General features: G+C 59.3%; 24 protein-coding genes and 1 riboswitch. Of the genes, 13 read left to right on the top strand and 11 right to left on the bottom strand.

Annotation, left to right across the window (positions count from 1 at the left end):
- Positions 1–25: 25 nt before the first annotated feature.
- The 5 genes from gor to ACR0IP_RS06770 all read left to right on the top strand — a co-directional run bounded on the left by gor (position 26) and on the right by ACR0IP_RS06770 (position 5,293).
- Positions 26–1,384 (top strand): glutathione-disulfide reductase, encoded by a 1,359-nt coding sequence (gene gor / locus ACR0IP_RS06790; RefSeq protein ID WP_480524582.1) that lies wholly within the window; start codon positions 26–28, stop codon positions 1,382–1,384.
- A gap of 72 nt (positions 1,385–1,456) precedes the next feature.
- A complete protein-coding gene (gene hflK, locus ACR0IP_RS06785; RefSeq protein WP_170765684.1) occupies positions 1,457–2,599 on the top strand; it encodes an FtsH protease activity modulator HflK in 1,143 nt (380 codons plus the stop codon).
- On the top strand, positions 2,599–3,477 hold the full coding sequence (gene hflC, locus ACR0IP_RS06780; RefSeq protein ID WP_170376326.1) for a protease modulator HflC: 879 nt from the start codon (positions 2,599–2,601) through the stop codon (positions 3,475–3,477). The genes hflK and hflC overlap by 1 nt, the downstream gene beginning before the upstream one ends.
- Positions 3,477–3,671, top strand: coding sequence for a DUF2065 domain-containing protein (locus tag ACR0IP_RS06775; RefSeq protein ID WP_170381551.1), 195 nt, complete (start codon positions 3,477–3,479; stop codon positions 3,669–3,671). Before hflC ends, ACR0IP_RS06775 begins: the two co-directional genes overlap by 1 nt.
- A gap of 185 nt (positions 3,672–3,856) precedes the next feature.
- Positions 3,857–5,293 (top strand): Do family serine endopeptidase, encoded by a 1,437-nt coding sequence (locus ACR0IP_RS06770; RefSeq protein WP_170376863.1) that lies wholly within the window; start codon positions 3,857–3,859, stop codon positions 5,291–5,293.
- A gap of 222 nt (positions 5,294–5,515) precedes the next feature.
- Here ACR0IP_RS06770 and ACR0IP_RS06765 read toward each other — a convergent pair whose 3' ends face one another.
- The 5 genes from ACR0IP_RS06765 to ACR0IP_RS06745 form a co-directional block, all read right to left on the bottom strand.
- Positions 5,516–6,184, bottom strand: a complete 669-nt coding sequence (locus ACR0IP_RS06765; protein ID WP_170376330.1) for a Crp/Fnr family transcriptional regulator — start codon at positions 6,182–6,184, stop codon at positions 5,516–5,518.
- 121 nt (positions 6,185–6,305) lie between these two features.
- Entirely contained in the window at positions 6,306–6,911 is a 606-nt protein-coding gene (locus ACR0IP_RS06760) for an inner membrane-spanning protein YciB (RefSeq protein ID WP_170689882.1), read from the bottom strand.
- A gap of 16 nt (positions 6,912–6,927) precedes the next feature.
- Complete coding sequence (locus ACR0IP_RS06755; protein ID WP_170376353.1) at positions 6,928–7,830, bottom strand: DMT family transporter; 903 nt, start codon at positions 7,828–7,830, stop codon at positions 6,928–6,930.
- A gap of 86 nt (positions 7,831–7,916) precedes the next feature.
- Positions 7,917–8,990, bottom strand: a complete 1,074-nt coding sequence (ftsY, locus tag ACR0IP_RS06750; RefSeq protein WP_425083351.1) for a signal recognition particle-docking protein FtsY — start codon at positions 8,988–8,990, stop codon at positions 7,917–7,919.
- 59 nt (positions 8,991–9,049) lie between these two features.
- Positions 9,050–9,688, bottom strand: a complete 639-nt coding sequence (locus ACR0IP_RS06745) for a lysoplasmalogenase (protein WP_425083350.1) — start codon at positions 9,686–9,688, stop codon at positions 9,050–9,052.
- 129 nt (positions 9,689–9,817) lie between these two features.
- Here ACR0IP_RS06745 and ACR0IP_RS06740 point away from each other — a divergent pair, with 129 nt between their 5' ends.
- Positions 9,818–10,213, top strand: a complete 396-nt coding sequence (locus ACR0IP_RS06740; RefSeq protein ID WP_425083349.1) for a hypothetical protein — start codon at positions 9,818–9,820, stop codon at positions 10,211–10,213.
- Positions 10,214–10,216: 3 nt separating this feature from the next.
- On the opposite strand, the gene xseA is transcribed toward ACR0IP_RS06740, so the two are convergent.
- Positions 10,217–11,701 (bottom strand): exodeoxyribonuclease VII large subunit, encoded by a 1,485-nt coding sequence (xseA, locus tag ACR0IP_RS06735; RefSeq protein WP_480524578.1) that lies wholly within the window; start codon positions 11,699–11,701, stop codon positions 10,217–10,219.
- 76 nt (positions 11,702–11,777) lie between these two features.
- Here xseA and purD point away from each other — a divergent pair, with 76 nt between their 5' ends.
- Complete coding sequence (gene purD / locus ACR0IP_RS06730) at positions 11,778–13,040, top strand: phosphoribosylamine--glycine ligase (RefSeq protein ID WP_480524576.1); 1,263 nt, start codon at positions 11,778–11,780, stop codon at positions 13,038–13,040.
- A gap of 80 nt (positions 13,041–13,120) precedes the next feature.
- On the opposite strand, the gene ACR0IP_RS06725 is transcribed toward purD, so the two are convergent.
- Complete coding sequence (locus ACR0IP_RS06725; protein ID WP_480524574.1) at positions 13,121–13,888, bottom strand: FG-GAP repeat domain-containing protein; 768 nt, start codon at positions 13,886–13,888, stop codon at positions 13,121–13,123.
- Entirely contained in the window at positions 13,888–14,211 is a 324-nt protein-coding gene (locus ACR0IP_RS06720; RefSeq protein ID WP_170376365.1) for a 2Fe-2S iron-sulfur cluster-binding protein, read from the bottom strand. Before ACR0IP_RS06720 ends, ACR0IP_RS06725 begins: the two co-directional genes overlap by 1 nt.
- 127 nt (positions 14,212–14,338) lie before the next feature.
- Here ACR0IP_RS06720 and ACR0IP_RS06715 point away from each other — a divergent pair, with 127 nt between their 5' ends.
- Positions 14,339–14,719: an OB-fold nucleic acid binding domain-containing protein gene (locus ACR0IP_RS06715; RefSeq protein WP_170765670.1), complete on the top strand. Its 381-nt coding sequence runs from the start codon at positions 14,339–14,341 to the stop codon at positions 14,717–14,719.
- Between the two features lie 101 nt (positions 14,720–14,820).
- A complete protein-coding gene (locus tag ACR0IP_RS06710) occupies positions 14,821–15,720 on the top strand; it encodes a hypothetical protein (protein ID WP_480524571.1) in 900 nt (299 codons plus the stop codon).
- 28 nt (positions 15,721–15,748) lie between these two features.
- Here ACR0IP_RS06710 and ACR0IP_RS06705 read toward each other — a convergent pair whose 3' ends face one another.
- Together ACR0IP_RS06705 and ACR0IP_RS06700 are read right to left on the bottom strand one after the other, a co-directional pair.
- The gene (locus ACR0IP_RS06705; RefSeq protein WP_170376373.1) at positions 15,749–16,438 is read right to left on the bottom strand and encodes a glutathione S-transferase N-terminal domain-containing protein; all 690 of its coding nucleotides are present in this window, start codon (positions 16,436–16,438) and stop codon (positions 15,749–15,751) included.
- A gap of 23 nt (positions 16,439–16,461) precedes the next feature.
- A complete protein-coding gene (locus ACR0IP_RS06700) occupies positions 16,462–17,397 on the bottom strand; it encodes a DUF726 domain-containing protein (RefSeq protein ID WP_480524569.1) in 936 nt (311 codons plus the stop codon).
- Positions 17,398–17,529: 132 nt separating this feature from the next.
- Positions 17,530–17,607, top strand: a riboswitch (SAM riboswitch).
- A 65-nt stretch (positions 17,608–17,672) separates the two neighbouring features.
- Between ACR0IP_RS06700 and metZ the strand changes: the two genes are divergently transcribed.
- Together metZ and folE2 are read left to right on the top strand one after the other, a co-directional pair.
- A complete protein-coding gene (gene metZ, locus ACR0IP_RS06695; protein WP_480524567.1) occupies positions 17,673–18,866 on the top strand; it encodes an O-succinylhomoserine sulfhydrylase in 1,194 nt (397 codons plus the stop codon).
- 219 nt (positions 18,867–19,085) lie between these two features.
- Complete coding sequence (gene folE2 / locus ACR0IP_RS06690) at positions 19,086–20,189, top strand: GTP cyclohydrolase FolE2 (protein ID WP_170689900.1); 1,104 nt, start codon at positions 19,086–19,088, stop codon at positions 20,187–20,189.
- A 294-nt stretch (positions 20,190–20,483) separates the two neighbouring features.
- On the opposite strand, the gene ACR0IP_RS06685 is transcribed toward folE2, so the two are convergent.
- Positions 20,484–21,293: a hypothetical protein gene (locus ACR0IP_RS06685; RefSeq protein WP_480524565.1), complete on the bottom strand. Its 810-nt coding sequence runs from the start codon at positions 21,291–21,293 to the stop codon at positions 20,484–20,486.
- On the opposite strand from ACR0IP_RS06685, the gene ACR0IP_RS06680 reads away from it, so the two are divergent.
- Both ACR0IP_RS06680 and ACR0IP_RS06675 read left to right on the top strand, forming a co-directional pair.
- Positions 21,292–22,740, top strand: a complete 1,449-nt coding sequence (locus ACR0IP_RS06680; RefSeq protein WP_170376382.1) for a TrkH family potassium uptake protein — start codon at positions 21,292–21,294, stop codon at positions 22,738–22,740. The genes ACR0IP_RS06685 and ACR0IP_RS06680 overlap by 2 nt on opposite strands.
- Entirely contained in the window at positions 22,740–24,314 is a 1,575-nt protein-coding gene (locus tag ACR0IP_RS06675) for a 5-guanidino-2-oxopentanoate decarboxylase (protein ID WP_480524563.1), read from the top strand. The genes ACR0IP_RS06680 and ACR0IP_RS06675 overlap by 1 nt, the downstream gene beginning before the upstream one ends.
- Positions 24,315–24,354: the final 40 nt, after the last annotated feature.

The following is a 24,354-nucleotide window of genomic DNA, read 5'->3' as shown; positions in this document are numbered from 1 at the left end:
TGCAAGCTGAATGAAGGAACCCAGCATGAGCTTTGACTATGACCTCTTCGTAATCGGCGGAGGCTCGGGTGGGGTCCGCGCGGCGCGCGTAGCGGCGGGTGAAAACGGTGCTAAAGTGGCTCTGGCGGAAGAGGATCGGTACGGCGGCACTTGCGTTATCCGTGGCTGCGTTCCAAAGAAACTTATGGTCTTCGCCAGCGAATATTCGGGGATGGTCGGTGACGCGCAGGCTTATGGCTGGGACATTCAGCCCGGAGCGTTCAACTGGAACACCTTCCACGACAAGCTGGTGACGGAACTGGATCGGCTGGAAGGCATCTACCGCAACATCCTGAAAAACAACGGTGTCGAGAACTTTGATCAGCGTGCCCATGTGGTTGATCCGCATACGGTTGAACTGGCCGATGGCACACGCAAGACCGCAAAGCATATCCTGATTGCGACGGGTGGCCGTCCGGTTGTGCCGAACTTCCCCGGCTCGGATCTGGCGATTACCTCGAATGAAATCTTCCACCTTGAGAAACTGCCCGAAAGCATTCTGATCGTCGGCGGCGGTTACATCGCCAGTGAATTCGCCGGGATCATGAACGGGCTGGGCGTCAAGACCACTCAGTTCTACCGCGGTGCGCAGATCCTGCGTGGCTTTGACGAAGAAGCGCGTGGCCTGATCTGCGAAGAGATGCGCCAGAACGGTATCGACGTGCGTCTGGGCACCAATGTGCTTGAGATGACGAAAGAGGGCGACAAGATCCGGGTCAAAGCCACCGACGGGACCGAGGATCATTTCGACGTGGTCATGTATGCCACCGGGCGCACTCCGAACGCGGACAATCTGGGGCTTGAGGACGTGGGCGTCGAACGGGGTCGCAAGGGTGAAATCGTTGTGGATGAATACAGTCAGACCCGCGTGCCTTCGATCTATGCGATTGGTGATGTGACCGACCGAGTGAATCTGACCCCGGTTGCGATCCGCGAAGGCATGGCTTTTGTCGAGACCGTCTTCAAAGGCAACCCGACCCCAGTGGATCATGAGCTGATCCCGACCGCGATTTTCACCCAGCCCGAATTCGGCACCGTGGGCCTCAGCGAGGAAGAGGCGGCTGCGCAGGAACCGATTGAGGTCTATGCGACCTCGTTCAAGCCGATGCAGAAGTCTTTTGCTGGTGGCACTCAGCGGGTTCTGATGAAGCTGATCGTGTCTCAGGCGACGCGCAAGGTGTTGGGTTGCCACATCGTGGCGCCGGGCGCGGGTGAGATGATCCAGTTGGCTGGCATTGCCGTCAAAATGGGCGCGACCAAGGAAGATTTCGATCGCACGGTTGCAGTTCACCCGGTCATGGCCGAAGAACTGGTGACAATGCGGCAACCTGTACGCACGGCTTGATTTGCAACTGCGCGCAACCAAGTTACAAGGAACACCGTGATCACACGGTCAAACACAAGGGAATAGACACATATGGCGGGCAACAGCGGTGGCCCCTGGGGGGGCGGAGGCTCCTCTGGTGGTGGAGGAAATCGGGGTAACAACGGTGACGGGCGCAAGCCTCCCGAAGGGGAGAGCCCGCAGATCCCCGAAATCGATGAGCTGATGAAAAAAGGGCAAGAGCAGCTGCGCGTCCTCATGGGCGGTCGTGGCGGCGGCCGTGGCAGCAACGGTTCAGGCGGTGGCGGCGGTGGTCCGATCTTTACCAAGGGCACCGTGGCGATTGGCGCATTGGTAGCGATCGGCCTCTGGGCTGCGGCCAGCTTTTACACCGTCAAACCGGAAGAACAGTCGGTTGAACTGTTCCTTGGCGAATTCTCGGCCGTTGGAAACCCCGGTCTGAACTTTGCACCTTGGCCGTTCGTAACTGCTGAAGTCATCCCCGTTACACGGGAACAGAACGAAGACATGGGCGGCGCGCGTGGCAGCGACGATGGTCTGATGCTGACCGGTGACGAAAACGTGGTCGATATCGACTATCAGGTCGTTTGGAATATCAACGACCCCGCCAAGTTCCTCTTTAACCTGCGCGACCCGCGTCAAACGATTCAGGCTGTGTCAGAGTCGGCGATGCGTGAGATTATCGCGCAAAGCGAACTTGCTCCGATCCTGAACAGAGACCGCGGCATTATCGCAGAACGTCTGCAAGAACTGATTCAGGCGACAATGGACAGCTACGATTCGGGTGTGAACATAGTCCGCGTGAACTTCGACAAGGCTGACCCGCCGCAGGACGTTATTGCCGCGTTCCGTGACGTTCAGGCCGCTGCGCAGGAAAGGGATCGTCTGCAGAACGTCGCTGATGCCTACGCCAACCGTGTTCTAGCGGAAGCGCGTGGTGAAGCTGCTCAGGTTCTGGAAGAGGCCGAAGCCTATCGCGCCCAGCAGATCAACAGTGCACAGGGTGAGGCCAGCCGCTTCAGCGCGGTTCTGGAGGAATACTCCAAAGCACCAGATGTGACCCGCAAGCGTTTGTACCTGGAGCGTATGGAGCAGGTTCTGGGTGACGTGGACAAGATCATCCTTGACGAAAATACCGGCGGCTCGGGGCAGGGCGTTGTGCCGTACCTGCCGTTGAATGAACTGCGTCGTACCCCTGCAGCGGAGAGCAACTGATGCGTAAAACGACATTTATCCTACCCGTCGTCTTCCTCGCGATTGTCGGTGTTCTGTCCTCGATCTTCATCGTGGATGAGCGTGAACGCGCTCTGGTTCTGCAGTTTGGTCGCGTTGTCGCGGTCAAGGAAGAGCCCGGGTTGGCGTTTAAAATCCCTCTGATTCAAGAGGTTGTGCGCTATGATGACCGCATCCTGTCGATCGACGTGCAGCCGCTTGAGGTGACGCCTCTTGATGACCGTCGTCTGGTGGTTGATGCCTTCGCACGCTACCGGATTTCGGATCTAGAGCAGTTCCGTCAGGCCGTCGGTGTTGGCGGTATTCCGGTGGCCGAGGACCGTCTGGACCGTATCCTTCGTGCGGAAACTCGGGAAGTTCTGGGTTCGGTCTCCTCGCGGGATATCCTCAGCTCTGACCGTGCGGCCCTGATGCTGCGGATCCGCAACAGCGCAATTGCCGAAGCGCGGGCGCTGGGCGTCAATGTCATCGACGTGCGCCTGAAAGCCACCGACCTGCCGCAGGCGAACCTTGAGGCGACCTTTGATCGGATGAAAGCCGAGCGGGAACGTGAAGCAACCGACGAACGTGCCCGTGGTAACGAAGCCGCGCAGCGTGTCCGCGCGCAGGCCGACCGGACCGTGGTTGAATTGGTTTCGGACGCCAACCGCGAGGCCGAGATCATTCGCGGTGAGGCAGACGCCGAACGCAACGCTATCTTCGCCGACGCCTTTGGCAAAGACCCAGAGTTCTTTGAATTCTACCGCTCGCTGTCAGCATATGAGCGCGCGTTGCAGGGCGGGAACAGCTCGATGGTCCTCAGCCCGGATTCGGAGTTCTTCAACTACCTGAAATCGCCCACCGGGCAGGCGACCCAGTAATGGGCATGATCCTTCTGGCCTTCGGGCTGGTGCTGATTGTCGAGGGGCTGGCCTATGCGCTGGCCCCTTCGCTTATTGAACGTATGCTTGAAGCTTTGCGCACGCTGCCAGAACAGGCGCGGCGTTTGGCAGGGCTGCTCTGTGTTGTTAGCGGTCTTGTGCTGCTTTGGGGCGCCTATCAGCTGGGGTTTTGACCCATTGACCTCACTTGCCGGTGATTTCCACGCGATCCTCAGTTGCGAGCGTGATCAAACCGACTACATTGGGTGGAAAGAAAGTCTGCCTTAGGGCGGTCTGTAAGAAATTGACGACAAGGAGTTCCCAAGTGCAGGCACAAGCGCGCAGTATTTCCGTCCGGCGGGACGATAGTGTTGGTTTCATGCGACTGATGTGGCTGACTTTCGGAGCGATGGTTCTGATCGCAGCGCAAACAGTTGCGGCGTATGCGCGTGGGGAAAGCCTTGCGCCGCTGGCGGAACAGATCAGCCCGGCGGTGGTCAATATCACCACATCGACCCTGATCGAAGGCCAGACCGGGCCGCAGGGGATCGTGCCCGAGGGCTCTCCGTTCGAAGATTTCTTCCGCGAGTTTCAGGATCGCAACGGCGATAATGGCGACCGCCCGCGCCGTAGTAATGCGCTGGGGTCGGGGTTCGTGATCTCGGAAGACGGCTTCATCGTTACCAATAACCACGTGATCGCCGAGGCTGATGAGATCCTGATCGAGTTCTTCCCTGGCGATGGTCAGCCCGTGAAGGAACTGCCTGCAAAGGTGATCGGCACGGATGAGAAAACCGATATCGCGCTGCTCAAGGTCGAGGCTTCGGGGCCGCTGCAATACGTCCAGTTCGGCGACAGCGACACGGCGCGTGTTGGTGACTGGGTGATTGCCATGGGCAACCCGCTTGGGCAGGGGTTCTCGGTTTCGGCGGGGATCGTCTCGGCCCGTAACCGCGCGCTGAGCGGGTCCTATGACGACTACATCCAGACCGATGCGGCCATCAACCGGGGCAACTCGGGTGGTCCTCTGTTCAACATGGATGGTCAGGTCATCGGCGTGAACACCGCGATTCTGTCGCCCAACGGCGGCTCGATCGGTATCGGTTTTTCGATGGCCTCCAACGTCGTAACCAAGGTCGTCGACCAGCTGCGAGAGTTCGGCGAAACCCGCCGGGGTTGGCTGGGCGTGCGCATTCAGGACGTAACTGAGGATATGGCCGAGGCAATGGGTCTGGATAAACCCGGTGGCGCATTGATCAGCGATGTACCGGAGGGTCCTGCGAAAGAGGCCGGTCTGAAAGCAGGGGACGTGATCCTCAGCTTTGACGGGGTCGAGGTTGAAGATACCCGCGGTCTGGTGCGTCAGGTCGGCGAGACGACCGTAGGCAAATCAGTTCGTGTGGTCGTACATCGCGATGGTGGCACTCAGACTATTCTGGTCACTCTGGGGCGCCGTGAGGATGCGGAGCGTGCCGAAACGAGTGAGGAAGATACTCCGGACGCGCCAACCGATGAAAACGCCGACATTCTCGGCCTGACTATTTCGCCGCTGACAGATACGCTGCGTGAAGATCTGGGGCTGGATGCCGAGGCGGACGGTCTGGTTGTGACCGAGGTTGACGAAGCCTCGGAGGCCTTTGCGAAAGGTCTGCGCGCAGGTGATCTGATCACCGAAGCCGGGCAGCAGAAGGTCGAATCCATCAGTGACCTTGAGGCGCGTATTGAAGAAGCTACTGAAGCCGGGCGCAAATCACTGCTGTTGTTGGTGCGCCGTGGCGGCGACCCGCGCTTTGTCGCGCTGAGCCTTGAAAACTAAGCTCATCACATAGCTACCGAAAAGGGCCTGGGATTTCCCCGGCCTTTTCATGTCTTTTTGGTCCGGCCGAAAGAAAATAAGCCATATGCCTTTTGGGCATATGGCTTAGGTACAGGGAGAGATCAGCGGACAGATATCGGGGATGATTACTGACCTCCTACGGTAACAGTTTTACCCTAGGGCACTGACTTCTGAGTCGTCTGTGAACAAGATCACAAAAGGTCAGATCAAGTCCGATTCAGCCAAAGCGCGCAAAGCTTCGATGTCGTGGATCAGCAATCCGCCCCGCGAAGCTTCGACCACATTGTCGCGTTTCCATATCGAAATGGTTTTCGAGACGGCCTCACGCGTGGCCCCAACGAATTCGGCCAATTCACTTTGCGACAGGGTAATGCGTTCGGTGGGATCGTCCTGCAGAGACGACAGGTGCAGCAGTTTGCGCGCCAGTCGAATCGGCATCGGCAGAAAGACCTGCTCGTTCAATTGTGAACTCATTGACCGCATCCGCAATCCGGCCAGACGGACCATATCAACCGCAAGATCGGGGTGTTGACGGATTTGCTCCATCACGTCCCTGCGACGTACGCGCAGAACCCGAGAAGGTTCAGCAGCTGCAACTGTAGCAGTGCGAGGGCCGCTGTCGAACAGGGCAATCTCACCGAAGACTTCGCCTGGACGCATGAGCGTCAGCGCCAGCTTCCGGCCGCTCATGGCCAGGAAGGACACTTCGAGCGTCCCTTCGACGATGGCATAAAGCGCATCGCCTTCATCGTCCTGATCGAACAGGGTTTCGTTTTTATCCAAAGAGATTTCCGTCGCCAGCGCCGAGAGCATCTCGCGCAGGCCTTCGGATGCATCGGACAGGAAGCCGCTATTTGGGAATACCGCCATTCGGGTACTAATCTCCGGAGTAGGATGGTGAGTGGTTACTCAATTATTCACAGCAAGGTCAACAAGCCAAGTGGTTTCCTCGGATGAGTGTCAAACTGATACCAAAGGGGCTTTGGGTCGACTACTGGCGATCGGCGTCTTCCAGATAGCTCTGCAGGCGGTGGAACTGGTACATCAGGAAGGCCATTAGCGCGATGGGAAAGGCGAAGGTTTCGATCTTCACCCAAAGATCGGTGGACATGGTGCGCCAGACGATCTCATTGGCGATGGCCAGAACGGCAAAGCAAGCACAGAGGCGACGTGTCAGGATCATCCAGCCTTCGTGCTTCATCGGCAGCATCTCGTCCAAAACGTAGGCGAGGTAGGACTTTCCCTGCAGCAACCCGATCCCAAGAATGACCGAGAAGAACCCGTAGACCAGCGTGGTTTTCATTTTGAAGAACCGCTCATCATTGAACCAGGCGGTTAGGCCACCAAAGAAGATCACCATGAAAGCGGTGAAAATCTGCATCCGGCTGAGCTTGCCAGTCAGGAACCACAAGATACCCATTGCCGCCAGCATCAGCGGGACAAAGAGGATGGTTGCGATAATGAAGCCTGAATACTCGATGCCGCCGATCAGAAAGCTGTCATCTCGCAGTCGCAGGTAGATAAAGAAGAAGGCCAGCGGGGGCCCCAGCTCCAGCACCTGTTTCAGAAACGGGTTGATCTCTTTTTTGCCTGTCATCGTGGTGTCCTGCTGTTCATCCGCCCATTTCAACGATTACAGCGCCCAATGCAATCAGTGCCATCAGGGCGATGCGTCTTGGGCCAACGGTTTCTTTCAAAACCAGCCAGCCGATCAAGGCTGCAAATACAGTTGATGTTTCGCGCAGTACAGCCGCTTCTCCGACTTTGTCCAATCGGGTGGCCAGCATGATGGCTCCGAATGACAGCGGCGCGATCAAGCCGCCTGCGAGCCCGCGCAGCATCAGCGGACCTGGGGAAGGGCGGTTGATCATGGCACGCCATCTGAGGAACGCGTAGATCGGCATCGCGAAGCCGTCGATCATGAAGAACCAGGCCAGAAAGGTGAACGGATCGGCGGTGGCGCGGATGCCATAGGCGTCATAAGTCGTGTAGAGCGCCACGAAAAGGCCGGTGGCAATCGCCAGGGTGAGCGCGATACCCAGAGTCTCACGATTGGTTTCCAGAAACCGGAAGTTATAGGCAGCCAGCCCGAAGATACCGGCCAGAAGGACGGCCACACCGAACCATTGCGTGCCTGTGAAGGTTTCTCCGAACAGAAGGTAGGCTCCGATCACAGTGAAAAGTGGGCCGGTACCGCGAACAACCGGGTAAACCACCGTGTAGGAGCCTTTGGTATAGGCCAAGGCCTGAAGGATCTTGTAGGTGATGTGGATCAGCCAGACGATGCCGAAAATGGGCCACATATAGGGTTCGGGCCATGGCACGACGAATAGGGCAAAGGGGATCGCCATCAGGCAATAGCAGGCGTCGATGGCCCCACGAGACAGCCACGGATCGTGGCGGCCCTTTTGCAGTGCTCCGAAGACCGCGTGCAGAAAAGCTGCCATCAAGGCGAGGCCTAGGGCGAGGGTGTGGCCCGCTTCCGTGCCTTCGAGTGAGATCAGCCAGTCGCTCAATTGTCAGAACTTGTCCAGTGTGACGAGGCTGGGGGCCGTCTGCCCCCAGACCCCCGAGGATATTTTCAGCCAGATGAAGAGGCGGATCAGTTTTGGTCGAGGCCTGTTAGCGCGGCCGCGAATTCTTCCGGGTCGAACGGGGCGAGGTCGTCTATTTGCTCTCCGACGCCGATGGCGTGGATGGGTAGGCCGAACTTGTCGGCCAGCGCGACCAGCACGCCGCCTTTGGCTGTGCCGTCCAGTTTGGTCATCACAAGGCCCGACACATCGGCGAGTTTGCGGAAGGTTTCCACCTGGCTGAGGGCGTTCTGGCCCGTGGTCGCATCCAGCACAAGCAGCGTGTTGTGCGGCGCGGTCTCATCGACCTTGCGGATCACGCGGACGATCTTGGCCAGTTCCTCCATCAGGTCGGCTCGGTTTTGCAGGCGGCCTGCGGTATCGATCATCAGAAGGTCGGCACCGTCCTGTTGCGCTTTGGTCAGGGCGTCAAAGGCAAGGCTTGCGGGGTCCGAGCCTTCGGGCGCGGTCAGAACCGGGACGCCAGCGCGGTCACCCCAAACCTGCAGTTGTTCTACGGCGGCGGCGCGGAAGGTGTCTCCGGCGGCGATCACGACCTTCTTGCCCGCGGATTTGAACTGGCTGGCCAGTTTGCCGATGGTTGTGGTCTTGCCCGAGCCGTTGACGCCAACCACCAGAACCACTTGCGGGCGTTTGGGGTAGATTGGCAGGGGGCGGGCGACCGGCTCCATCACGCGGGCCACTTCCTGCGCCAGCAGTTGCTTGATCTCTCGGGACGAGAGTTTGCGGCCAAAGCGCCCTTCAGCCATGTTCGAGGTGACGCGCAGGGCCGTGTCGACGCCCATGTCGGAGGCAATCAGAAGCTCTTCGAGCTGTTCCAGCATATCGTCATCCAGGGTCCGGCGGATTTCGGCCTTGGTTTCCGTACGGCTGAACAGGCGACCCAGCAACCCGCTGGATGCGGGTTGGTCTTCGGGTTGCGGAGCGGTTTCCTGCGGCTGCGGGGCGGGTTCTGGCGTTTGCGCCACAGGCTCAAGCACGGTAGCTTCCTCGCCTCCGTCTTCGACAATGGCGTCCAGCCCTTCCTCAAGACGGGATGAGGATTTGAACAGCTTGTCCTTCAGCTTTGAAAAAAACGCCATTATCGGTCTCCGCAGGTGTTCCCCTCCACCTAATGTGGATTTGCCGGAGTTGCAAAGGGTCAGGTGAAGGCGATCAGTAGTCCAGCCTGCGCAGCCCAATAGAGCGGCCACACCAGATAGGGTGTCAGCTTCAGTGCCGGGTGGTCTTGGGGCAGCAGAAACTTCTCGGTCGCCAGCACGAGGTCCGATGCGATGAAGGCCAGTGCTGCAGGCAAGGCCCAACGCAGCATTCCGGTCTCGGGCAAAGACAGAACTGCGACGCCCATGCCGAGGATGATCGGGATGTACATCAGAACCGGGAGTTTTAGCTCTCCAGCGCGCGGGGCGAGCAAAGTGGCGGCAACGATCCCCAGAATGAGGAGCGACCAGAAATATCCCGGCCGTTCCAGAATGAGGTCAAAGTTGCTGCCAGGGTACGTCAGGAAAAGCGCGATGTAAGCGATATGCCCCGCAGCAAACGCGCCGATCCCTGCCATGAAGGTGGTGTCGGACTCTCGCGACAGCAGAGCATCCCCAATCGCGCAGAGGCCCAAGGCGACAACCAGCAAGGTCGCGCCACCGCTGAGGAGAGCGACGAGCGCCAGCACAGCAACCGAAGCGGTTTTCAGAACGGTGCGGAGCACGCTTGCCGGGCGCGGGGACAGCGGCAAATAGGCCAACGCGCAAGCGGCGGCGAGCCAAAATAGCAGGTGTGTCACATCGGTCCCCTCTGTCGTGTTCGGGACCACTGTTCTTTGCGGTGGCACGCGGCACAATAATGACGTGGGGGCAGGCGAATACCGGCGTGGTGATTGGCCATGCCCGCCCGCATCTGACACTATGGCCTCATGTTGAGGCATCTTGTGATTCTATTGGCGCTGTCGGCGCAGACGGCGGGCGCGCAAACGGCGCTGTCCGGGGCCGAGTTCGATGAGTACACGCAGGGCAAAACCCTGTTTTATGGCTTTGAAGGGCAGGTTTATGGGGTTGAGCGATACTTGCCCAACCGCCGCGTGATCTGGTCGTTTCTGGACGGACAGTGCAAAGAAGGCGTCTGGTATCAGCGCGAGGATCAGATTTGTTTCGTCTACGAGGACCGGCTGGACCCGCAATGCTGGGTATTCACTCGCTCGGGCGGTGGGCTGATCGCGCAGTTCGAAGGCGACCCACAGGCGACCGAACTCTACGAGGCAGAAGACCTCGGGGAAGATATGGTGTGTCTGGGTCCCGAGGTCGGAGTTTAACCTCTAGAACAGCGATCCCTGATCCGGCGCGTCGAGTTTGGTTTTTTTCGCAGCAGGGCGGCCAGCGGAACCGGTCGTCAGGCGACCGTCCGAGAATTCGATCTCAAGCGCCGCGTGTTTGCCAGCCTGAGCCTTGGTGGTCACGACGTCACCCTCAGCGCGCACAACCGCATAACCCCGCGCCAGCGTTGCCTTGTAGCTGAGCGTTTCGCGTAGGCGGTCGGTTGCGTCCAACTGTTGGCGCAAACGATCCAGCCGGGCGGTTTGCACCGCGTCCAGCCGTTCAGCCAGTCGGGTGGTGGCCTGTTGCTGTTGCTTGATTTCGCGCTGGATTGGGTGGAGGGAAAGGCGCGACGACAGGTTGCGCAGGTGTTCCTGACGGTAGGAGACGACGCTTCGCAAAGTCGACGGCCGCAGATGTGCCGACATCTCGACCAGTTGCAGGCGACGGTTTTGCACCCCGCGATTTAATGCGGGTGTCAGGCGTTCTGCAATCAGATCAAGGCGCTGCCGTGGAGAGTTCAACAAGCTATCTGGGCGCGGAAGCGCACGAGACACGTCACGCAGACGCTGCGCACGGCGCTGAACCGCATCGCTCGCAGCCCGCGAAAGGCGCGCGCCTTGTTCGTTGGCCCAGGCCATCAATTCCATCCGCACGGGGACGGCCAATTCGGCTGCGGCTGTTGGCGTAGGTGCGCGGCGATCGGAGACAAAGTCGATCAGCGTCGTGTCCGTCTCGTGCCCCACGGCTGAGATCAGCGGGATCTCTGATGCGGCAGCCGCGCGGGCCACGCTTTCTTCGTTAAACCCCCACAGGTCTTCGATTGAGCCGCCTCCACGCGCGACGATGATCAGATCGGGGCGGGGCAGTGCTCCACCGGGCGTCAGCGCGTTGAAGCCTTCGATGGCGCGGGTCACCTCAGGGGCGCAATTTGCACCCTGTACGGCGACGGGCCAGATCAGAACCTTACGGGGAAACCGGTCGCGCAGGCGATGCAGGATATCGCGGATCACCGCCCCGGACGGAGAGGTCACAACGCCGATGATCTGGGGCAGGTAGGGCAGCGGTTTCTTACGCTCGGGCGCGAACAGCCCTTCGGATTCAAGTTGTTTTTTGCGCTTTTCCAGCAGCGCCATCAGCGCGCCTTGGCCGGCGACGGCGACTTCATCGACATTCATGTTGTATTTGGATTGCGCGCCGAATGCTGTGAGGCGACCGGTGACGACGACCTCCAACCCTTCTTCGGGCACAACGGAGAGGCCGGAGATTTGACCTTTCCACGTGGTGCAGGCCAGAACGTTCCGGTCGTCCTTGATGTCATAATACAGATGCCCCGAGCGCGCCTTGAACACGCGCCCGACCTCGCCGCGTACACGGATTCGCCCGAACGAGCCCTCAAGCGTGCGCTTCACCTCGCCAGAAATCTCGGAAACCGAGTATTCGGGGGTGTTTTGGCCGGGAATTGGGTCGTCAAGCAGGTTGGACATTTCAGCGCCTTGTGTCAAATGCCGTGCCAGCTTAGAACGCCGCGCAGGCGAGGCCAAGCAGATCGGAGACGACCCAATGAACATTCTTATTCTCGGCAGCGGTGGGCGTGAGCACAGCCTCGCTTGGGCAGTGATGCAGAACCCCAAATGCGACCGTCTGATCGTTGCGCCAGGCAATGCCGGGATCGCCCAGATCGCCGAATGCGCGTCGCTGGACATCGAGAATGGCGGTGCGGTTGTCAATTTCGCCGAGGCCAACGCGATTGATTTCGTGATCGTCGGCCCCGAGGCCCCTCTGGCCGCTGGCGTGGCCGACCGCTTGCGAGAAGCCGGTGTACTGGTGTTTGGCCCCTCTGCCGAAGCGGCCCGGCTGGAAGCTTCGAAGAGTTTTACCAAGGAGGTTTGCGATGCATCCGGTGCGCCTACCGCCGCCTATGCACGGTTCACCGAAGCCGCGCCCGCCAAGGCCTACATTCAAGAGCAGGGCGCTCCGATCGTGGTCAAGGCTGATGGTCTGGCGGCAGGCAAGGGTGTGATTGTGGCGATGGACGAGCAGACCGCCCTGGACGCGATTGACGACATGTTTGGCGGGGCGTTCGGTGGGGCGGGTGCCGAGGTTGTCATCGAAGAGTTTATGGATGGCGAAGAGGCCTCGCTGTTCGTTCTCTGCGATGGGGAGAACATCCTGTCCATCGGCACCGCGCAGGATCACAAGCGCGTGGGCGAGGGGGATACAGGTCTGAACACCGGTGGGATGGGGGCCTATTCCCCGGCTCCGGTTCTGAGCGCCGAGATTGAGGCGCGAGCGATGGATGAAATCATCCGCCCAACCATGGCCGAGATGAAGCGCCGGGGCGCACCGTTCCAAGGGGTTCTCTACGCTGGTCTGATGATCAAGGACGGGCAGCCGCGTTTGGTGGAATACAACGTCCGGTTTGGCGATCCCGAATGTCAGGTTTTGATGATGCGTCTTGGGGCGCAGGCGATGGACCTGATGCATGCCGCAGCCGAAGGGCGCTTGGAAGAGACGCGGGTGAACTGGGCCGATGATCATGCGATGACCATTGTCATGGCTGCCAACGGGTATCCGGGTGCCTATGAGAAAGGCTCGGTTATCAAAGGTTTGGATAACCTTCCTGAAGACAGCAGCAACATGGTTTTTCATGCGGGGACAAAGGCTGTTGAGGGGCAGATACAAGCAGTTGGCGGACGTGTTCTGAACGTCACCGCCCGCGGCGCAACGTTGCAAGAAGCGCGGGATCGGGCCTATGCCATGGTTGACGGGGTGGATTGGCCCGAGGGTTTTTATCGCCGCGATATTGGGTGGCGGGCGCTTTGACTTTGATGTGGGTCAGGGGGCTTTGCCCCCTCGGCCTGCGGCCTCCCCCCCAGGATATTTTTAGCCAGATGAAGAGCGGATCAGCACTTTAACGCTTGGTTAATGCTTTGGCGGCCTGTGAAGGGGCCGAGGTCTGACGTGGTCCATCCACTGTTAAAGGTGACGCTGATGATGCGCGTCCAGTCGGCGCTGGCTGTGATCAGTTCTGGCGTCTCGCCGCAGTCACGCAGGCCGCCAGAGATGTAGTCTTCACCAATGCGATGGTTGGTCAGTCTGGGTAAAGAGGCGATCTCGGCCAACGCGCCATCTTTGTAGCGCCAAATGCGAAGGGTTTTGGCGAGGTGAGGGCGGTCGATATAAGCGATCTCGGTATAGCCATCACCATCCAGATCGGCGGCTCCGATCGGGGCGAGCCAGCGGAAGCGGGTTCCGATATGCGGGGTGGCAGCGATCTTTGTGCCGCTTTCGTCGTAGATTGCAAGTTGTGCGCCAAATTGGGCGTGCGACTCGACCACAACAACTTCGGGCGTTCCGTCCGAGTCCATGTCCACCAGTCGAGGAGAAAGGTCTTCGAAAACACGATCTTGGGGCAGGCGTATCGTCCGCAACGTTTGCGCACTGTCTGAACCGCGCGTTTCGACCCGAAGTTCCAAGGCGCCGTATTCCACGTCGTCCCCCAATACGCCATGGGCGTAGCGTTTTGTGGGTTCGGTAAATCGGGCTTCGATGATTTCCTCTGATGCCGCGGCAGAGCTTGCGCCCGCCAGCCACAGGCACAACATCAGTGTTGCGCCGCGTGCCCAACGGTGCCAGGGGCAGGCGGGGAGACGCGGCGCTTTGGAGGGCATCAGATCTGTTTTTCTGGCATTTGCACGACCAGACCGTCCAGTGCGTCCGTCACCTTGATCTGGCAGGTCAGGCGCGAGCGGGCGGGATCGGGCTCATAGGCAAAGTCCAGCATGTCTTCTTCCATGTCATCCTTGGCGGGGATTTTCTCAACCCAGTCGGGGTGGATGTAGACGTGGCAGGTCGAGCAGGCGCAGGCGCCGCCGCAATCGGCCTCGATGCCGGGAATGTTGTTGTCTCGGGCCCCTTCCATAACGGTCAGCCCATTGGCGACGTCGACTGTATGTTCAGTACCGCTATGCTCGACATAGGTGATCTTTGCCATGGCTTGCGTCTTCCTTTTGCGATGTTCGAATTCTTCCTTAATCAAGGCATTTAGGTCTTTCTAGCCTCATTTGCGACTCTGCACGCCGCGTCTGGACTTTCTGTGTATTTGTTCTATTTTTGTTCTCATGCTTGTTGCCGCGACTTGTCCTGATGTTTCAAACCGAACCTGGCCCCGCCCGCCTGCCTGTTTGCCCGCCAACCGGCTGGATCAGCCCCCCGAAGGCGCGCGGGTGGTGGTAGCGGGTCTGGTGATCCTGCGGCAGCGGCCCGGAACCGCCAAAGGGGTGATCTTTCTGACGCTTGAGGATGAGACGGGGATCGTGAACATCGTGGTCTGGCGTAAGATCTACGAACAATTCCGCCGCGCGGTGATATCGGGGCGGTTGCTGAGGGTCACGGGCCGAATGCAGAAGGCCGACGCCGTGATCCATGTAATTGCGGAAGAGATCGAGGATATCTCGGGAATGCTGGATGTGCTGGTGCGGGGGGAGGGGGCGTTGGCTTGAAAATTCCAATTTTTATGTGCTTGCCAATCGATCGCCACTAGTCGCGCTCAAAGAAAGCGTAAGGTCTTAGTTTCGCCCAATTCCCTGACTACGCGGCAGCTATGAGTTCATTTATTTTCCACACGCATCGTTTGTTGTTGAGATTTGCCGTAGTGATCACTCTGATTGTGATCGCCCTGTCCATTTCGTTTTTCATACAGCAGCTTGATAGAAACATCAGAACTGATTTGGACGTTCAGGCCTATTTTCCCGTTGCGGGTCTGACATTCATTCTGGCATTTTTAGCCGTGCCGAAACTGATGGAGCACGTGGTTGCGCCCGGTACAGTTGGATATGTTCTGTTTCACGCCGTGATATGCCTGTGCGGCGCCGCTCTGGTCATATTGAGTGGATTTATCGTCCTTGATGCCCCGTTGATCTCTTGGGTCGCGCCCAACGACGTCGCGCCGTTTTTCATTTTGGGGTGTGCCGCTTCGTACTGTTGCCTTGCTGTATTGGGGGCCTTTCGCGCAATTTGGCCAGAGGGTGATAAAGATCCTTGGGGTCAGTTCAGAACGCTGCGAAAAGTGCACTATTCCGCCCGGCTGATTGCGTGTTCATTTGCCTTTGTCATCGCTGGCACAATTCTGGGGTCTGTCATATTCCTCAATAGTCCGACGACGACCACCATGGTCGGAGTTTGTATCGTAATGTGGATATTTGCGACTCTGCTTGGCACATCGAAACTCAGCGTGAGGAATTTCGAAAAGCCTATCAGTCTTTGGAATATCGCATTGCAGTTCTGCGTTGCTATGTCCGCGCTTTTCGCCACCAAGCTAACCACTCGGGCCTTTTTGTTTCACACTCGACTGTTCGAGGACTTGTCAGAGCGGGATGCAGTTTACCCGTGGGTTGAAAACGTTTTGATGGCACCGTTCATTGTGTTTGGGCTGACAAGTGTCGCTCTTTTCTTGGCGCGTCAGAAACCGGTTGTTCGCAACATGGCCGACGTTTTCGCGTAGGCTTCGAATGTTGGCGAACTGGCCTCAGCTATCGCTTGAACAAAACACTCTGCGCTTGCTTGCTGCTGTGATCCCCGCGCAGTTCTGCATACAAGGCGCGTCCGGCTTGCACGCCCGGGCGGGTGCTCACAGCCTCTAGCCAGCGGGCGAAGTGAGGCTTGTCGTCCAGAACCTGCTGCTGACCCTCCCAAAGGCTCGCCCAGCCCCAAATCGACATATCGGCGATCGAGTAAAAATCACCTGCGACATATTCATTCTCGGCCAGGCGACGATCCAGCACGCCGTAAAGCCGGGCGACTTCGGTCCGGTAGCGGTCTTTGGCATAGGGCAGGTCCTGCGGAGGCTCCAGGTTAGGGGCATATTTCAGGAAGTGATGCGCCTGACCCGCCATCGGGCCAACGCCGCCCATCTGCCACATCAGCCACTCTTCTACCGCAACCCTGTCCCGTTCGGTCGCGCCGTAAAACCGGCCGGTTTTACGGGCCAGATACATCAGGATCGCGCCACTTTCGAACACCGTGATAGGCGAACCATCAGGCCCGTCCGGATCGACTATGGCAGGCATGCGGTTATTGGGTGAGATCTTCAGAAACTCCGGATCGAATTGGTCGCCCTTACCGATGTTGATCAGATGCGTGGTGTAGGGCAGCTCCATCTCTTCCAATGCGATGGAGGCTTTCCAACCGTTCGGGGTGGGCCAGAAATACAGGTCGATCATGATGTCTCCTCAGGCTGAGGGGATCATGAAGCTTTCTGAGCAAACGGCAAGAGGCCCTGTGGGCGGGGTAGGGCAAAAAACCGTGACCAGCGCCTGTGCGGTTTTTCGGGGATACCGCGTTTGAGCCTTTGCAGGCAGAGGCGCTCGGGATCGCGCAGCAAGGCGTTGTAGACGCGCAGCACGCCGGGGCGTGTGTAGCTGGACCAATGGCAGATACGCCGCTCGGGCGCGGCGAGCGGGGAGATCAGCGCCGACAGGTGATCCACCGTGGCAGGGCAATCGATCTGCAATGTGACCGAGTTTGGTGCCGTCAGGCCCGCGCCAATGCTGACATCGCCACGACGAGGTGGCTGGATGAAGGTTTCAAAAAGAAAGTCGAAGAGATCGTTCTCGCGGCTGATGATGTTGATGAACTCTGCCGCGCGTCCGGCAGGTGTGGTCAGGGCCGTGACGGTGCGGGATTGATAGGCAGCCCCGGTGAGAGAAATGATCCGGCTGAGCGCGCCGGGTGGAATGTGATGTAGAGCCTCCAGCACCACTTCGATACCCATGGAATGGCCGATGAAATGGATCGGACGCTTTGGGTTCAAAAGATGCACTTTTCGAATGACGTCAGCCAGTACCTTGCCCGCTTCAACCGCCCGACGTTGCGCTGACCAGAGCGGGCCCCGCGCGTCCCAACCAACAGCAATGGCAAGATCTTCGTCCTCAAACCCGCTACCAAAGCCGAGATGTCGCGGCCAGCTGGGGCTGTACCAGGGCATCGCCTTGGGGTGCAGCGACAGAATATGCCGGTGTGGGCAGGCACCTGCATCGTTGGGCCGATACTTGTATCCGTGGGTCATGATAACGACTGGTCCGTCGGATTGTTGGGCCTCTTGCACAGCCTCAATCAAGGGGCGGGAGGTACCATGCACCTCAGCACGTCCGTTGACAGCATTGATCCTGATTACTGGCATAGCTCTGCCCCATACAAGATGTTGTGGTGTCGCTTTGTCATGGCGCTATGACGTTTCCGTGAATGAACGATTACAGAACCGTGACGTTGCAGGTGTCGGGCTTGACGAATTCGCAACTGCGGCGTAAGGGCAACAACACCACGTGGCGATTTGTTACCGGATTGCGGGCCACGCTAAACAACACCGCTAAAAGGTCAGGATGAAAGGCCCCTTTCGCTTGACCGCGTCTGGGGTTTTTTTGATGCGCCTCTGGGATCGAGGCCGAAAGGAATGACATGAGCGAGAACTGGACCAAACGCACCCAAGCCGTCCATGGCGGCATCCGTCGCAGTCAGTACAATGAGGTGAGCGAAGCGATCTTCCTGACCCAGGGCTTCGTGTACGACACTGCCGAGCAGGCCGAGGCACGGTTCTTGGAATGTGGCCCGGATGAGTTCATCTATGCCCGCTACGGCAACCCGACAGTGTCGATGTTCGAACAGCGCATCGCGGCGCTAGAAGGGGCCGAGGATGCCTTTGCCACGGCGTCCGGCATGGCCGCTGTCAATGGTGCGTTGACCTCGATGCTGAAGGCGGGGGACCATGTGGTCTCGGCCAAGGCGCTGTTCGGGTCGTGTCTGTTCATTCTGGAAAACATCCTGACCCGCTACGGTGTCGAGGTGACGATTGTCGATGGCACCGATCTTGACCAGTGGAAGGCGGCGATCCGCCCCGACACAAAAGCCGTGTTCTTCGAATCCATGTCGAACCCGACGCTTGAGGTGATCGACATTACTGCCGTTGCGGAACTGGCCCATGCGGTTGGTGCATTGGTTCTGGTGGACAACGTGTTCTCGACCCCGGTGTTCTCGCGTGCTGTCGAGCAGGGCGCGGATGTGGTGATCTATTCGGCGACCAAACATATCGACGGGCAAGGTCGGGCGTTAGGCGGTGTGATCCTTGGCACCAAGGAGTTCATCCGTGGCACCGTCGAACCCTACATGAAACATACTGGCGGTGCGCTCAGCCCGTTCAGCGCGTGGATCATGCTGAAGGGTCTCGAGACGATGGCTTTGCGGGTCAACGCGCAGGCCGCAACGGCGCAGGCTGTGGCTGAGGCGCTGGAAGGCCACTCGGCGCTGGAGCGGACGCTGTATCCGGGTCTGAAAACCCATGCGCAGAATGCTCTGGTGCAGACGCAGCTGGGCGGGAAGGGCGGAACAGTGCTGTCGCTGGACATCAAGGGCGGCAAGGACGCGGCATTTGCGTTTCTCAATGCGCTGACGATCCCGGTGATCTCGAATAATTTGGGGGATGCGAAATCAATCGCGACCCATCCGGCAACCACAACTCATCAGCGTCTGAGTGACGAACAGAAAGATGAACTGGGCATCACACCCGGTCTGATCCGCCTGTCAATCGGTCTTGAGGATGCCAACGATTTGTTGGCCGATATCCAACATGCGTTGGAGGTTTCGCAGGGTCAGTAGAAAACGCCTCAAACCGGTGACGTTTCAGGCAGAGAGGTGGTGCAAACTGCCTCTCTGACCCGAGGAGGCTGGCGGCACACTGTGTCGCTACCGCGCGTAGAATGCCGGATTTACGCTGGGTTTTTTCGATCCATCCTGTTAATTGGCCCGTATCGGGTTAAAATGGATACTGAACTTCAGCCGTTTTAATTTCGACGGCCAACCGAGGAACCTCAGCCTATGAATGTTCACCCCCGTGACATCGACGACGCCCCAAACCGGGAACAGGCCGCGGAAGCGCTGAAATTGCTGCGGCAATGGGCCAAGACCGCGCCTGCGGCCGAGATCAGCCAGCTGGACCCGTCCCTGGCGCGGCTCGTGCCCGGCATGTCGGCGGTGAACTATCCGTCTCTGTCACGTGAATATCCCGAAGGTTTTGTCGCGGACGAGGCCTATCGGGCCACATTGCCCGACCTGCAAAACGGCCCGTCCAGCCTGATCCGGGGGGCCAAGCAGCAGATCCAGCACGTGGGCATCTCGAACTTTCGCCTGCCGATCAGTTTTCACCGCAAGGATGGGGACGACCTGACGCTTGAGACTTCGGTCACCGGCACGGTGAGCCTTGAGGCCGAGAAGAAGGGCATCAACATGTCTCGCATCATGCGGTCCTTTTACAAACACGCCGAGCGGACCTTCAGCTTTGAGGTGATGGAAGCCGCGCTGAGCGACTATCTGACCGACCTCGACAGTTTCGACGCGCGCCTACAGATGCGCTTTTCCTATCCGGCCAAGGTGAAAAGCCTGCGCTCTGGCCTCGAGGGCTACCAGTATTACGACATCGCGCTGGAACTGATCGAACAGAACGGTGTGCGCCAGAAGATCATGCATCTGGACTATGTCTATTCCTCGACCTGTCCTTGCTCGCTGGAACTGAGCGAGCACGCCCGGTCTCAGCGCGGACAGTTGGCAACGCCGCACTCGCAGCGCTCGGTCGCGCGGGTTTCAGTGTTGGTGGATTGCGACGCTGATTGCCTGTGGTTTGAAGACCTGATCGAGCTGTGCCGCCGTGCGGTACCGACGGAAACACAGGTCATGGTCAAACGCGAGGATGAACAGGCCTTTGCCGAGTTGAACGCGGCCAATCCGATCTTTGTCGAAGATGCTGCGCGCCTCTTCTGTGCCGAATTGCTGGCCGATCATCACGTCGGCGATTTCCGTGTGATCGCCAGCCATCAGGAGAGCCTGCATAGCCATGATGCGGTCTCGATCCTGACGGAAGGGCCCACATTTGCGACCTCCAGCCTTGATCCGCGTCTGTTCACGACCTTATTCCACGTGGGCTAACCCTCCGGAGATGCGGAAAATTTAGCCGCGTCTTTTCCAAAACAGCGCTTTTTCGCCGCAATGCAGCGAAATTTGCTGCGTCTGCGCAGTAAATGGGCTATGAAGGCAGGGAATGCAGCTGCCGCTTGCCCGTCTATACGGGTGTGCCGCCCCCGGAAGGAAGCCGAGACGTGCGACGCCTTGGACTGCAAGACCCCGCCAACCGCCCGAGTGATCGGCGCGGACTGGGCATCCCTCTCTCAGTGTTCCGGCTGCATCGCATTTACAGGAGAGACATGTCATGAACCCAATTTCTCAACCGCTGGAGCTGCAGGCGGCTGCAATGCGCGTGGCTGGATACGCCGTGGTCAGCCAGATGAAGATTATGCAGATCATGGCCCGGTCGGCCATGGAACTGCCGATGGCGCCCTTGCACGCGCTGCGCAATACAGCATCGGAGCCGGCGCCGGCCAAACCTGCAGCAAAACGTGCGACGGCACCTAAACCTGTTGCCAAACAGGCTGCAAAACCTGCTCCGGCCAAGCGGGCCTCGACTGCCAAGAAGGCGCAGCCCAAACCCGCTGCATCGAAGCCCAAGGCGGAACCGGTTGCAAAATTCACCGCTAAACCACGCACGGCGACGAAACCAGAAGCCGCCAAAGCTGCCCCCGCACCGGCGACGCCTAAACCTGCGGCTAAGGCAGCCCCGGCTGTAGCAAAGCCCAAAACGGCTGATAAGACGACCCCGGCAACAGCAAAGACAAAACCAGCGGCCAAGGCAGCGCCTACACCGGCGACATCCAAACCCGCAGCCAAGGCTGCCCCTGCGTCCGCAACACCTAAACCTGCGGCCAAGGCAGCTCCGGCAAAGACCGTGGCAAAAAAAGCGGCACCGGCCAAAACTCCGGCGGCCCCCAAGACTGCGCCAAAACCCGCGGCCAAGGCACCAAGTGCGGCACCGGCCAAAGCTGCTGCAGCCACGACAGAGGCCCCTAAACCGGCCCCTCGCAAAACGCGCGCGCCGTCTAAACCGCCCGCAATGCCCAAGGTCGTTGCGAAATCCGACGAGTAATCGGGGTCATCTGCTTGACACGGTCGGGCTGGCGCGCCAACGCTGCGCGTCATGATGGATCTTCGCCCGGTCGGATATGTGATTGGCATGCTGGTCGCCATTCTGGGGGCGACCATGCTGCTGCCTATGCTTGCCGACATGATCGAGGGGCGGGGCGAGTGGCATGTCTTTCTTGAAAGCGCGATCATCACCGTTCTGACCGGCGTTGTCCTTGCGCTGAGCTGCGCCAATGGCGTAGGAGAAGGTCTGACCATCCGTCAGACCTTTTTGCTGACCTCGGGTGTCTGGGTGGCACTGCCGGTGTTCGGAGCAATTCCGTTTCTGTTTGGCGAGACCGAGCTGCGCTTTGTCGACGCGTATTTCGAAGCGATGTCGGGCCTGACCACCACCGGATCGACCGTGATTTCGGGGCTCGATGACCTGCCACAGGGCCTACTGTTGTGGCGAGGGATCCTGCAATGGCTGGGCGGCATCGGGATCATCGTTGTCGCTATGGTGTTCCTGCCTGAGCTGCGGGTCGGTGGTATGCAAATCTTCCGCTCGGAAGGGTTTGAAACCATGGGGAAAATCCTTCCCCGCGCGCAGGAGATCGCGGGCCAGATCTCGCTGATCTACGTGTTCCTGACACTGGCCTGTGGCCTTGTCTATGCGGCCGTCGGGATGGGGTTCTTTGACGCGACAGTCCACGCCATGACCACCATCGCAACGGGGGGATTTTCGAATTACGACAGCTCGTTTGCAACCTTCAGCGGCCCGGCGGAATACGCGGCCTCGGTCTTTATGATCCTCGCGGCATTGCCGTTCGTGCGCTATGTGCAACTGGCCAATGGCAACACCTCGTCGCTATGGCAGGACAGTCAGATCCGCGCCTTTCTGGCAACCATTCTCGTACTGGTCGTCGTGATGTCCGTGTTCCTGACCTCGGTCTTTCCGCACCATTGGGAAAGGGCCCTGCGCGAGTCGTTGTTCAACATCACCTCGATCATCTCGGGCACCGGCTACGCCAGTGTGGACTACATGCTGTGGGGTAGCTTCCCGATCATGCTGTTCTTCCTCATCGGCCTGATCGGAGGCTGCGCCGGATCGACCGCCTGTTCGATCAAGGTATTCCGCTATCAGCTTCTGTTTGCATCGATCAAAACGCAAATCCGGCGCATTCGATCGCCGCACGGAGTGTTCGTTCCGCTCTATGACGGGCGACCTGTCAGTCGGGACGTTCTGACCTCGGTCATGAGCTTTTTCATGTTCTTCGTCCTGTCGATGGGGATTTTGTCCTGGGCGCTGGCGCTGACCGGGCTGGACTTTATCACTTCCGTTTCGGGTGCCGCGACGGCGCTGGCCAATGTCGGGCCGGGGCTGGGGAACCAAATCGGGCCGGCGGGCAATTTTGCTGGCCTGAACGACACCGCGAAATGGCTGCTGACCGCAGGCATGCTCGTCGGCCGACTTGAGTTGCTGGCCGTCTACGCAATCTTTACCGTCCAATTCTGGAGAGACTGATGAAAAGACCCCTTGGCGCGCAGCTGTCCCACATGCTGAGGGATCGCGGCGCGGATGTGATTTTCGGCATTCCCGGCGTCCACAATCAGGAAATGTACCGCGGCATTGAAGAGGCCGGGATCACCCATGTGCTGGCCCGGCATGAGCAGGGCGCCGGTTTCATGGCCGATGGTTATGCGCGGGCGACGGGTAAGCCGGGCGTTGCCTATGTCATCACCGGTCCGGGGCTGTGCAACATCATGACACCGATGGGGCAAGCCTATAGCGACTCGGTCCCGATGCTGGTGCTGTCATCCTGTCTGGATGAGACGCAGGCGCAGCGCGGCCAGTTGCACCAGATGAAGGACCAGCAAGGCGCGGCGGGCACGGTCGCGGATTGGTCGGCGCAAGCGAACACCGCGCAGGCCGCTTATGGTCTGGTCGAGCGTGCGTTTGAGGAGTTCGAACTTTCTCGCCCGCGGCCCAAGCACATTCAGGTGCCGATTGCACAGCTTGAGGGCGATGCCGATCCCGCGCAGTTCCCGAACCAAACAGCCCTGCGCCCCAAGGTGTTTGCCCCGGATGTCGCGCCGGTTGTGTCCTTGCTGAACATCTCCAAACGACCTTTGTTCATTCTGGGCGGCGGCTGCAAATCGAACGAATGGCGGCAAATTCTGACTCAGCTGGGGGCAGCCTGTTTCACGACTTACGCGGGGCGTGGCATGGTCGGGGCGAACTATCCTTTGGATTTCGGGGCGATGCTGCCTCGGCCCGGCAGCGCCGAGGTGATCGCCTCAGCCGATCTGGTGATCGCTGTTGGGGCCGAGCTGGGCGAGGTTGACCTCTGGCGGGAAGAGCTTGGCCATTCGGCGCATCTGGTCCGCGTCGACTTGGACGCCGAGGTCCTGTCAGACCGCCACCGCGCTGCCGTCAAGATTCAGGCCGACAGTGCCAGCTTTGCCCGCGCCCTGTGGGCCGTTACTGAGAGCGCCAAACCTGCGACGGGTTGGGCGGCTGAGGAAGTCGCTGAGGTGCGCGCCCGTTGGCGGGCCGAGGTTGATGCAGAGCGCCCAGGCATCGTGCCCGTCGTTGATGCGCTGCGCGCCGCGATGCCTGCCGACACCATGATCTATTCGGACATGACCCAATTCGCCTATGCCGCGAAAGAGGTCTGGGACATGGCCTATCCGCACCACTGGCACCATCCGACCGGCTTTGGCACTTTGGGCTATGCTTTGCCCGCTGGCATCGGTGGGGCAGTGGCGCGGCGGGGACGGCCGACGGCGGTGATCGCCGGGGACTATGGGTTCCACTACACGATGCAAGAACTGGGCGTGGCGGTGGAACTGGGCCTTTCGTTGCCGATTATCCTCTGGGACAACGGCAAGCTGAAAGAGATCGAGGATAGTATGGTCCGCAGTCAGATTGCGCCTAACGCGGTTGTGGCGCGCAATCCTGATTTCTGCAAACTCGCCGAGGCGTTCGGGGCACTGTCCAGTGCTCCGAAAACTGTGGATGAGATGCAGGAGGCGGTCAAAGCCGCATTTCAGGCCTCGGGACCGACATTGATCTACGTGACGCCGAACATTCTTTAGTCGAGAAACAAGAAAGCCGCAGCGCAGATGCGCAGCGGCT

Source organism: Ruegeria sp. AL11 (genome assembly GCF_056540865.1).
This window is presented reverse-complemented; position numbering and strand designations above follow the sequence as displayed.